Genomic DNA, 9,921 nt, shown 5'->3' with positions numbered 1-9,921 from the left:
CCTTCCATATCTTCCTTCATCCGGGCAATACGGTTGTAGCTCATCCCGTCTTTGTTGGTGTACCGAGTGTAGCTTGTGCCATCAAAACGAACAACACCGGCGGAAGTGCCGAACCACATAAAATCATTTTTATCCTGCAATACACAAAATATCTTGTTGGTGGGTAATCCGTCGGCAATTGTATAGTTTGTTATAAACGGATTTTGTCCGCAAACAAGCTGAGTGATACATAAAATTAGTGTTGGTATTAACAGAAATTTTTTCACTACTCAATTGATTTGGAATATTTGGAAACAGCTTCCTTAAACTCATTGTATTTTCTTCGCGAAATAGCCAATTCCGTTTGGTCGTCCATAATGGCATAATTGCCTTCGAAACTCGAAAATCCCCTAAGAAAATTTAAGTTTATCAAGGTGGATTTATGGATGCGGATAAAGATAGAAGGATCAAGAATCTTTTCAATATCTCCAACCGGTCTGCTCGATACTACTTTGTCGAGACCCGAAAGATGAAGTACGGAATAGGCTCCATCAGCTTCGATATACCTGATTTTTTCGATTTCAATAATCTGAAAACCAAACTTTTGGATTACCGTTATTTTAGGAGCAAAAACAAACCCTTCGTTGGCCTGACGGGTAAGATTGTTTAACGATTCGCCATACGTTTTTTGTATATCCTGGTTCTGCCGGCGAAGATCGAGATGCGATGTTGCCTTGTTTACTGCTTCCTTTAATTCTTCCGGATCAATAGGTTTTAGCAGGTAATCAATGGCGTTTGTTTTAATGGCACGTAAGGCATATTCTTCGTAGGCTGTGGTAAAAATAATGGCGTAATCTTCTTTTTTTATGCTATCCAGAAAATCGAAGCCATTTTCTCCGGGCATTGAGATATCGAGGAAGATTAATTGCACATCCCATTTTTTTAATAATTCGCGCCCCTGGTTTGCCGAGCTTGCCGTATCGCAGATGTTTATATTCGGACAATTGCGTTGAAGCAGGATCTTCAAAGCCTCCTGCACGTTCTTTTCGTCGTCTATTATTATGGCGTTGTAAGCAGTCATTCCTAACAAAGATAGAATTAATTGTAAAAAATATTTTGTTTTTATATAAGCGGTAGGTTCTGGCAAATAAGCGGTAGGTTCTGGCGAATAAACGGTAATTTTTACTCTTTCTAATCTCCCATATTTTATCACGTTTTTCAACAGTTTTAGTGCTTAACATGACATTAACACAGGTATAATGGACTGATAATAAAAGATTAAAAAGTCTTTAACATTCAATTAACAGGATCCTTTTAAACTTTATCCATATATTTCAGTCACAGAAAGCGAAAACAATTAAATAAAGAAAACAAGTTATGAAACAATTAAACAAAGTTCTTTTAACACTTGCGCTTGCATTAAGTGCAGGAGTTGTTATGGCGACAGGAAACCTAAGTGTAAGTATTTCGGAAGGCGAAGGTGCTGAGGCGCATGTTCGTGTTAGCAATGCGGTAGAAAGCCAGTTTGAAATGGAAATCCGCAACAGAAGCAACGATATTATTTATTACAAGCAAATTCAGCAACCAATGAAACTGGTTTTAAACACTTTTGATTTCTCAAAACTTAGCGATGGAGAATACACCTTTTTGGTGAAGCTTGACAATGAACAAAATATGACCACGCTCGCAGTAAAAGGCGGCGATGTAAAAGTTGTTGATCAGGTGAAACAGGTTGATCCGTATTTCGGGTTATACAATGATCGATTAGACATCTCATACCTGAACTATGGAGCTGGCGATGTAAAATTGTATCTGTATGATGAAAAAAGCAACAGTTTGATTCATGAAGATGTACTGGGATCGGAGTTTGCCTTACATCACGCCATCGATCTTTCGAAACTTAACAATGGCAGCTACGAGGCCGTTTTGGTAAGTAACAACGGAACATATGAATACGAAATAACTCTCAATTAGCATTTTTCGTAAGTATAGTTAGATTAGTTAGTTTTGGTAAAGCGAATCCGATGGGGTTCGCTTTTTTTTTGTAAAAATTGGAGTTTGGCAGTATCCAGTTTTCGTCTACCAATCAACAATGAAACACTTTAATCACGAACAGAATACACCTTCTTATCTGTAAATGATTGAGATACTTCTCTTTCGCTGGCTTGAGGTTCCATAGTTTTTCCTCGTCAAGTTTGCACATTAACATGTAATTAACATGCTCCTGAAATGCCTTCTATTATTGGGCTACGGCCTTTTGATTTATGATAATGTTTAAAGAATAGTGAAAAAATATGAACAAAAGTAGGAATTGATTCCTTTCTCTGGTAGAAAACAATTAGAAATCAGAATTTAAAAATTTACAAACATGAAAACTTTATTTGTAGGAATTATTGCAATGTGTGTAACAAGTGTTGCCTTGGCATCAGGAAATTTGAGAGTGAACATGGAAGCCAACGAAAATGAGGCAACGGTGGTTGAAATCTCGAGCGGTGAAATGGTTCACTTTGAGATTGAATTAACAGACGAATACGGAAACAGTATTTACGAGATGAATTCAGAAGTTCCGAGAAGTGAGATGGAGAAACGTTATGACTTTTCGGCACTTGATAATGGTATTTATTGGTATTCTGTAAGAACTGGTGATGAAGAAATTCGTAAGCAGTTATCAATTGAGTACGGCGAAGTTGAAGTAATGGATGTGCGAAAAACAGTAGACCCATACTTTTTTCAGGAAGGAGATCAGATTAAACTTTCGTATTTGAACTTCGAAAATGAAAATATTAATTTGTATGTATACGAAAACAATACTTTGTTGACGGAAGTAGCTTTGGGCAAGGATTTTGCAATACACAAGTCCATCGACTTATCCGAATTGAATTACGGAGTGTACGAGGTAGTATTGACTAATGAAAATGATATTTACGAACATAGTGTAGTAATTGATTAGAGGCTGAATGATGAGAAAAGGTAAGGCGGATTCGTGGGAATTCGCCTTTTTTATTGAATTAATTTCATACAACTGTTTTCAGTCTCCTTGTCTTTTAGTTATTGATTTTCGGTAAAAAAAGTAGTGGTTTGCCATTGATAAATAGGAAGAACTTTTCGCTTTGTTATATGTTTTAGTGCTATCAAAAAAAATACTTCAACATGAAAACAATTATTACCATTTTATTGGCCCTTATTTTTGTTCCTGCATTTTCGCAACCTCATGCCAACGTAAAAACCGGAGATAAAATCATTGATTTTACTGCACAGTTAATTGATGGAAGCGAAGTTCCAATAACCAAATTATACAATGAGTCGCCGCTTGTTCTGATTGTTCTGAGGGGCTGGCCCGAATATCAGTGTCCGGTTTGTACCCGCCAGGTAGGGGAGTTTGTTTCCGAAGCCGATCAATTTAAAAAGTACGGTGCAAAGATTCTTATGATTTATCCGGGGCCATCGGAAGTTTTGCAGGAAAAAGCAGAAGAATTTGCTGAAGACTTTACTTTTCCTGAAGGATTTTATTTTGCCCTAGATCAAAACTATTCCATGATAAATAAATACGGCCTGAGATGGGATGCGCCAAAAGAAACAGCTTATCCTTCGACATTTGTAGTTGACAAAGCAGGTAAAGTACGTTTTGTAAAAGTAAGCTCGAGTCACGGAGGAAGGGCTGATGTGGAAGAAGTTGTTGCGGCTTTGAAGGAGTTATAGCAAAATAAAAGCCGGCTCTTTTCGGAACCGGCTTCACAACAACTTATATAGCCTTAACGTTCTTAAAATTTTCTCAAATAAATATCACCACTAACGGTTTTAAGTTTGATATCCTTGTCTCCTCCGTTTAAGGTAAGCTTACGATTGGTACCTACCCAAGAGATTTCATCCGCATCACCGTCATCAAAGCTCACGTTCGAATAAACATCGCCTGTAACCGTCGACAAATCAATCTTTGCATTCAAGCTTTTTGGGATTGAATAATCGATAAATCCACTGATAGAATTTACATCCATTTTACCTTCGCAGGCAATCAGTTCAATTTCTCCCGAAATGGTTTTTACACTAAAGTTGAGGTTCTTCGGAACTTTTACCGAATATTCAATATCCATTTCGAAATTACAAAACTCTTTCTTTCCCGCTTTTTCCTTCATTCCGTCGAAGTCAATTTTCTCAACAATTTCAGCTTTCCCGGGTGTCTCGTTTACGCTTAGCTCATAATAATCGTTGTATTGATTGTCATCGATGTTTACGTTGGCATGGAATTCAACGTAATCTTTATCCCAGGCTTCAATTCTGATAGTATCGGCAAAATCAAGCTTCAGTTCTGTTTTTTTTCCTTTCGTCTCAATTTTTTTATCGACAACTTTCTGGGAAAATCCCAGCACAGCCGATCCTAAAAGTATGATTGAAAGTAGTATCGTTTTTTTCATGGCTTCTTACTTTTTGCGTAGGTAAATATTACCTGAAACCGCTTTCAAAATCAACTTCTGTCCACCACCGTTCAAGGTATACGCACTGTGATTTCGGTGTTTGATGGCGCCCATACCGTCGGCGCGCGAGTCTTCATTTTCGCCCGACTGGCTTTTAAGATCGAGGTTGTTATATATGTTTCCTGTTATGTTGTTTACTTCGAAAGTAGCTTTACTGGTGGCCGGAACGGTCACATCAATAAAACCGCTGACAGAAGCCAGTGAAGTTGGTTCGTTTTGGTTGAGACTGTTGAAAACCGCTTCGATATCACCACTGGTTGAACTTACGGTGAAAGGTCCTTCACAGTTGTTCAGTTTTACATTGGCAGTAAGTGTCTTAATCTCAAAACTTCCTTTATACGAATCCACCTCGATGTCGGAACTTGCAAACGGACTGTGGTAATCCAGACTTACCGCAACTCCCTGTGGAATTGAAATGGTGTAAGCGAAATCCTTAACCTTGTTGGTAACACCTGAAATACTTACCACTCCGTTCTCTTCTGTCACACTTATGCCAAGGTTGGTGTTGTCTTCCTGCGCACCCAAAAGTTTCAGCCCGTCGGCACGTTCGGGTTTCTCCAAATCAAAATCCGACTCAATAACGATGGCATTTCCACTGGCATTTTGCAGTGTAATTTCTCCCAGAACATCTTTAATTTCCACACGGTTTTTCACCTTTGGCGTGTACTCATATTTATTTCCCTGCGCAAACGTCAGCAAGGGGAAAATAAGTGCTGCTGCTAAATATATTACTCTTTTCATCTCTTTTATTTTTAATATTTGCCTTCTGTTTTCTTTTTACAAAGCTTTCATCTGGCTGTTTCACAATTGGATTTAATAATTTCTGAATGTTTCCGAAAACGTAGTTTGCCGGCTTTAAACCTTGCCTTCGGATTATATTATGGTTTTAATCATACTGTTTGCATATTCCTTAACATGCTGATTGGTGTTTTCATCGTTCGAAATCGACTCAATTTCATCTTTTGCTTCTTTCACTCCCGATTCTGTCAGCACCTGGATAAGTGAGATCTGTAGCAGCGGATTGTCCTGAACTGACAAGGATTTGATCAATTCAGTTTTTATTGCTTCGTTTTTGTCCATCATTACCGACAGTGCACTGATGGCTGCCAGACGAACGTTTACATTTTTATCGCTGTTCATCGTGTAAACCAACGCATCAACAAATGTTTCGTTTGTTTCTCCCAATGATTGTATATCGTAAACAGCCTGAATTTTCTGCGGTCCCGAATAGTCGCGCAATCCGGCCAGTAGTACATCCTGTTTCAGTTGCCTCATTTCGGCTTTTAACTCGCCAACCTCATTGTTTTTCGACCCGGTAAAATACCCCGATGCAAAGGTTCCGAACACAATTAATATCATGGCCGCAACTTTTGCCCACGCTGGAATTCTTATTATTCTTCCTTTCGGTTCAATTTCCAATTCTGCCATTTGCATGAATTCTTCTTTCATTCCTGCCGGTGCTTCTATTTCGGGAAACGAATCGGTAAATTGCAGAAAGGATTTCAACTCGGCATGAAGTTCTCTGCACGATGCACAACTCTCCAAATGTTTGCTCACCAACTCCGAAGTGCTTTTGTCAAGTTTCCTGTCGATATATTCCGGAAGATTTATTTTTACCTCGTTGCAATCCATTTTATTCAATCATTATATTCGTATAAATCTCTTTAAGTTTTTGTATCGCCCTGAATGTTTTCACTTTCACAGCGTTTTCGTTAGAGGCCACCGTTTGTGCAATTTCTTTGTAAGAAAAGCCCTGGAAACGGTTCAGTTCAATCAACTCACGATCAGCAGGCGACAATTGGTTCATAGCTTCCAGTACAAATTCAAACGACTCTTTAGCTTCCATTGCCTGCACCGATTCTTTCTGATCGAGTTCGGTCACTTTTGTAAAATCATCAGTGCTAAAGAACTTTCGAGCTTCGTTGTAGTGATCGATTAGAATATTTCGTGCAATGCGGAACAACCAGTATGCAAAAACTTTATCGTTTTTCCAGCTGTGACTATACTTTAGCATCTTTAGAAATACATTTTGCGTAAGGTCGCGGGCAACCTCTGCATCGTTGGTCATACGCACGAAATACCCATATACATTTTTATGGTACCTGTCGTACAGTTGGCCCGCTGCTTTTTTATCGCCACGCACCAGGTGCTTCATCAGTATTTCGTCGCTAAGTTGTTTTGTCATTCAAGCTTAAAATCGAAATGTTTACATCAATCAACTGAAATTAATACCTGAAATTAGATGATTCGTTACATGGAATTCGTTTTTTTTTGAAAATTTTCAAATTTTGGAGAGATTGTTGCGAAAGGGGGCACTGAATTCATTTGCCAATAAAAATATATTCAGTGTGGAATTTAAAAAAAGCCGGCTCTTTCGAAACCGGCTTCAATATCTTTTCCTTCATTGTCTGACTTCAAGTCAAACGATGAATTTATTTCATGAACCCATTTAATTTATAAGTCCTGCTTCTTTTAGCAATCCGCAATAATTTAAAACGCTTTGCAAATCCGAGACTCTTTTGTGTTGTGTATCCAACTTCTTTTTAATGTCCAAAGCACTGTTTTTGCCATTAATCAATGCACAAAGTTCGGTAGTGCTGGCAATGTTTGTGTACGGATATTTTTCCTGAATAGCCTTGGGTAAAGTACGTACTGCTCCTTCAACACGGAAAGCGCCAACCTTTATTTTTTCCGAAGGAACAGGAATGAATTCGCTGGCTTCTTTTTCCAGTTTTGTTAACTTATATGACGGGACTTCTAACCCAAGCTTTGAAGCTGTTAGTTCAATTTGATTATCCAGAATAACAGAGTTGGCTTCGTAAAGTTGCTTTGTTGATGCAGATAAGGTTTCCAGTTGCGTAGCAAGTATTTTGCTATCAGGTGCCAGTTCTGTTACCGATTGAAGTGTTGCCAACTCATTATTGGAAGTTGTTTCCAGATAAGCTTTCACTTTTTTGCATGTCGATTCAAACGACTTTGCATCGGTGTATTTCAGCTCATCCAACGCACGACCCAATTCAATCCCCATTCTTTTCGATCCGTAAGTGAATGAAGTTTCTGCAATCGATCCGGCCATTTCTTCGTCGGCCGATGCAATGTTATAAGCGCCGGCTGCTGCAATAACTGCGGCGCGTTTCATTTGCGTGGCATCGAGTTTATCGGGAGTATCCTGCGAAGTGTGATAGTACATATCGGGCCAGGTAATAAGCATTACGCCCGGCACATGCGTGGTCCAGTTATTAAATACTTCGTGATCGGATGAACCGTAGTGTTGCTCAATCTGGTAATAAAACGCATCATCGGTTCCGCTGGGAGCGATAATCTGATTTGCAATTCTTTTGTTACTTCTGTTGGCAAGAATTTCGCGGTTTGCTTCACCCATGTAAACAAAGTAGTTTTCCATTACATCGTTTATGTAGTGCGGATTACCAAATGTGGTACGCATCAGGCTAAAAAACGAATTGTTACTTTTCAGATGCAGTCCAACCATATCGAGGTTGATGTTACAAAGCGTTTGTTCCATAATATCAGCATGGGCACTAACCCAAGGAATTGTCCCTGAGAATTCAGGCACCCAGATAAAACGGATACTTCTTTTTGGTTGTGGAATGCGGCCATCGGCAATCAATTGGTTGATGATGCGTGCCACTTCCAAAATGGCTGCACCACCTGAAACGTTATCGTTGGCTCCCTGTTTGGTATAACCTTCAAAAATGTGTGCTGAAAGAATAACTTCACCGGCGTCAGGATCGCTACCCGGAATAACGCAGGTTGGCACCTGCAAATCGTAAGGCAACATTTTCGACTCGACAACAGCATGTACTTTAATTTTTTCGCCACGAATCAAACGGTCGCGTAATTTGTAACCTTCACGCGGCGTGAGGTAAAAACCGAAAGTTGCATTTTCTCCTCTGATTCCACTGGCAGGGATGGCAAGTGGTGCAGTAAGTTCGCGGCTCGAGCCAAAAGCAACAACACCCAGTGCACCTTTTTCAATTGCTGTATTATGAACTCTGCTAACCGTAGCGGATGTTACAACAATTTTGCCTTTAACGTCCAATCCTTCAAAGTCGTTTTCCAGACCTTCTTCTACCCATACTAATTCGGCAGTTACATCGGTTGGTTTGCTTCCTTCTGCCAGCGAAAGGGCAATATCTTTATAGTCGGCCAGTTTTATTTTTCCCGGTTCTACTTCCCATAATTCTCCTTTGATTCCGTCCCAGGTTTTACCGCCTTCGAAACGTTCTATTTCTGCTCCGGCAATTCCGTATTCATTTAATTTATCCAGCACATATTTTCCTTCGCGAAAGTTGGCTGAACCATATTCACTTGCCGGCCGGTTACGCTGGTAACCCACCATTTCAATAACGTGATTGATTGCCGTTTCGCCCGATGATTCTCCGATAATTTCATCCATTACCTCAGGAGGCAGTAAGGTGTATTGGTAAAACGGTGTGTATTGTGCAAAAGCACTGGTAATACTATACAGAAACAGTAAAATGAAAAAGAGATTTTTCCTCATGTTGATGATTTTAGTTTTTTGATCAATTGTGCTGGTAAAAATAGCATAAATTCAATTTATGAAACTGATTGATGTCATTATTGCATGACAAATTTATTATTTGCAATAAATCGTTAGCTGGTGTGATTCTTTTGCATCTTTTTGGTTCGTTTTGTTTTATTGAGAATCAATTGAGTTGGTGGTTTATCAAACCCGCACCGGGTTTCTGTTTTCTATTGTGATTTGGTGCTTTTATTATAATCGAATCCGTAGCGGATTCTTTTTTTGGATTGTAGGTGTTGTTACTATAATCAAACTCGTACCGAGTTTTAATTTATTTAAACGAATTAGAATACACTGAAAAGAACGCAGTATGCGTTCGATTATAATAGCAACATGTAAAATGTTGCAAACAACCCGGTACGGGTTGGATTTTTAACGTCCGGTTTTGTACCTTTAAGAGAAAAAATGACACCAGGCACTTACACACAAGTTTATCTTCAATTTGTTTTTGCAGTTAAATTCCGCGAGGTTTTAATTCAACCAAATTATCAAAAAGAAGTCTTCCCGTTTATTGCCGGGTTGGTTGATTCGATGGGACATAAAAGTTACGCTTTAAACGGCATGCCCGATCATGTTCATGTATTTATGAGTTTTAATCCCAAACATTCACCTTCGGAAACCATTAAAGAAATAAAACGTGCTTCGTCGAATTTTATAAACGAAAAAAATTGGTTTCCGGGGAAGTTTCAATGGCAGGCGGGTTATGGTTGTTTTTCCTACAGTAAATCGCAGGTTGATAAGGTGGTGAATTATATTCTGAATCAGAAGGAGCATCACCGGAAGAAATCATTTCGCGAGGAATATCTTGATTTTCTGGAAAAATTTGAGGTGGATTTTGATACTAGCTATCTGTTCGAATTCTTCGATTAGTTGGTGGAATATCAAACCCGTACCGGGTTTCCGTTT

General features: G+C 39.0%; 11 protein-coding genes. 4 read left to right on the top strand and 7 right to left on the bottom strand.

Annotation, left to right across the window (positions count from 1 at the left end; all coding sequences use genetic code 11):
* On the bottom strand, positions 1–266 hold a 266-nt coding region (locus tag ABZB17_RS16275; protein ID WP_372651600.1), incomplete at its 3' end, for a two-component regulator propeller domain-containing protein.
* Positions 266–1,060, bottom strand: coding sequence for a LytR/AlgR family response regulator transcription factor (locus tag ABZB17_RS16270; protein ID WP_372651598.1), 795 nt, complete (start codon positions 1,058–1,060; stop codon positions 266–268). The genes ABZB17_RS16275 and ABZB17_RS16270, both read right to left, overlap by 1 nt.
* Before the next feature lie 296 nt (positions 1,061–1,356).
* Between ABZB17_RS16270 and ABZB17_RS16265 the strand changes: the two genes are divergently transcribed.
* From ABZB17_RS16265 to ABZB17_RS16255, 3 genes are all read left to right on the top strand, one after another.
* Positions 1,357–1,953 (top strand): hypothetical protein, encoded by a 597-nt coding sequence (locus tag ABZB17_RS16265; RefSeq protein ID WP_372651596.1) that lies wholly within the window; start codon positions 1,357–1,359, stop codon positions 1,951–1,953.
* Positions 1,954–2,347: 394 nt separating this feature from the next.
* Complete coding sequence (locus tag ABZB17_RS16260) at positions 2,348–2,929, top strand: hypothetical protein (protein ID WP_372651594.1); 582 nt, start codon at positions 2,348–2,350, stop codon at positions 2,927–2,929.
* A gap of 200 nt (positions 2,930–3,129) precedes the next feature.
* Positions 3,130–3,678, top strand: a complete 549-nt coding sequence (locus ABZB17_RS16255; protein WP_372651592.1) for a peroxiredoxin family protein — start codon at positions 3,130–3,132, stop codon at positions 3,676–3,678.
* A 62-nt stretch (positions 3,679–3,740) separates the two neighbouring features.
* On the opposite strand, the gene ABZB17_RS16250 is transcribed toward ABZB17_RS16255, so the two are convergent.
* From ABZB17_RS16250 to ABZB17_RS16230, 5 genes are all read right to left on the bottom strand, one after another.
* Positions 3,741–4,391, bottom strand: a complete 651-nt coding sequence (locus tag ABZB17_RS16250) for a DUF4097 family beta strand repeat-containing protein (RefSeq protein WP_372651590.1) — start codon at positions 4,389–4,391, stop codon at positions 3,741–3,743.
* A gap of 6 nt (positions 4,392–4,397) precedes the next feature.
* The gene (locus ABZB17_RS16245; protein ID WP_372651588.1) at positions 4,398–5,192 is read right to left on the bottom strand and encodes a DUF4097 family beta strand repeat-containing protein; all 795 of its coding nucleotides are present in this window, start codon (positions 5,190–5,192) and stop codon (positions 4,398–4,400) included.
* A 132-nt stretch (positions 5,193–5,324) separates the two neighbouring features.
* Positions 5,325–6,083 carry a zf-HC2 domain-containing protein gene (locus ABZB17_RS16240; RefSeq protein ID WP_372651586.1) on the bottom strand — a complete coding sequence of 253 codons (759 nt, stop codon included), beginning with the start codon at positions 6,081–6,083 and terminating at the stop codon, positions 5,325–5,327.
* 1 nt (position 6,084) lies between these two features.
* Positions 6,085–6,636, bottom strand: a complete 552-nt coding sequence (locus tag ABZB17_RS16235) for an RNA polymerase sigma factor (RefSeq protein ID WP_372651584.1) — start codon at positions 6,634–6,636, stop codon at positions 6,085–6,087.
* A 264-nt stretch (positions 6,637–6,900) separates the two neighbouring features.
* Positions 6,901–8,973, bottom strand: coding sequence for a M28 family peptidase (locus ABZB17_RS16230; protein WP_372651582.1), 2,073 nt, complete (start codon positions 8,971–8,973; stop codon positions 6,901–6,903).
* A gap of 447 nt (positions 8,974–9,420) precedes the next feature.
* On the opposite strand from ABZB17_RS16230, the gene tnpA reads away from it, so the two are divergent.
* Positions 9,421–9,885 (top strand): IS200/IS605 family transposase, encoded by a 465-nt coding sequence (gene tnpA / locus ABZB17_RS16225; RefSeq protein WP_372651580.1) that lies wholly within the window; start codon positions 9,421–9,423, stop codon positions 9,883–9,885.
* The last annotated feature ends 36 nt before the right edge of the window (positions 9,886–9,921 follow it).

Origin of the sequence: Draconibacterium sp., assembly GCF_041583095.1 — a bacterium.
Taxonomy (GTDB): domain Bacteria; phylum Bacteroidota; class Bacteroidia; order Bacteroidales; family Prolixibacteraceae; genus Draconibacterium.
Note: the sequence above shows the minus strand (reverse complement) of the source record. Positions and strands in the feature narration are given on the sequence as shown.

Bases quoted from the DNA above. Each gene is read 5' to 3' on its own strand.
- ABZB17_RS16270 (WP_372651598.1), bottom strand. From the start codon at position 1,060: ATGACTGCTTACAACGCCATAATAATAGACGACGAAAAGAACGTGCAG.
- ABZB17_RS16265 (WP_372651596.1), top strand. From the start codon at position 1,357: ATGAAACAATTAAACAAAGTTCTTTTAACACTTGCGCTTGCATTAAGT.
- ABZB17_RS16260 (WP_372651594.1), top strand. From the start codon at position 2,348: ATGAAAACTTTATTTGTAGGAATTATTGCAATGTGTGTAACAAGTGTT.
- ABZB17_RS16255 (WP_372651592.1), top strand. From the start codon at position 3,130: ATGAAAACAATTATTACCATTTTATTGGCCCTTATTTTTGTTCCTGCA.
- ABZB17_RS16250 (WP_372651590.1), bottom strand. From the start codon at position 4,391: ATGAAAAAAACGATACTACTTTCAATCATACTTTTAGGATCGGCTGTG.
- ABZB17_RS16245 (WP_372651588.1), bottom strand. From the start codon at position 5,192: ATGAAAAGAGTAATATATTTAGCAGCAGCACTTATTTTCCCCTTGCTG.
- ABZB17_RS16240 (WP_372651586.1), bottom strand. From the start codon at position 6,083: ATGGATTGCAACGAGGTAAAAATAAATCTTCCGGAATATATCGACAGG.
- ABZB17_RS16235 (WP_372651584.1), bottom strand. From the start codon at position 6,636: ATGACAAAACAACTTAGCGACGAAATACTGATGAAGCACCTGGTGCGT.
- ABZB17_RS16230 (WP_372651582.1), bottom strand. From the start codon at position 8,973: ATGAGGAAAAATCTCTTTTTCATTTTACTGTTTCTGTATAGTATTACC.
- tnpA (WP_372651580.1), top strand. From the start codon at position 9,421: ATGACACCAGGCACTTACACACAAGTTTATCTTCAATTTGTTTTTGCA.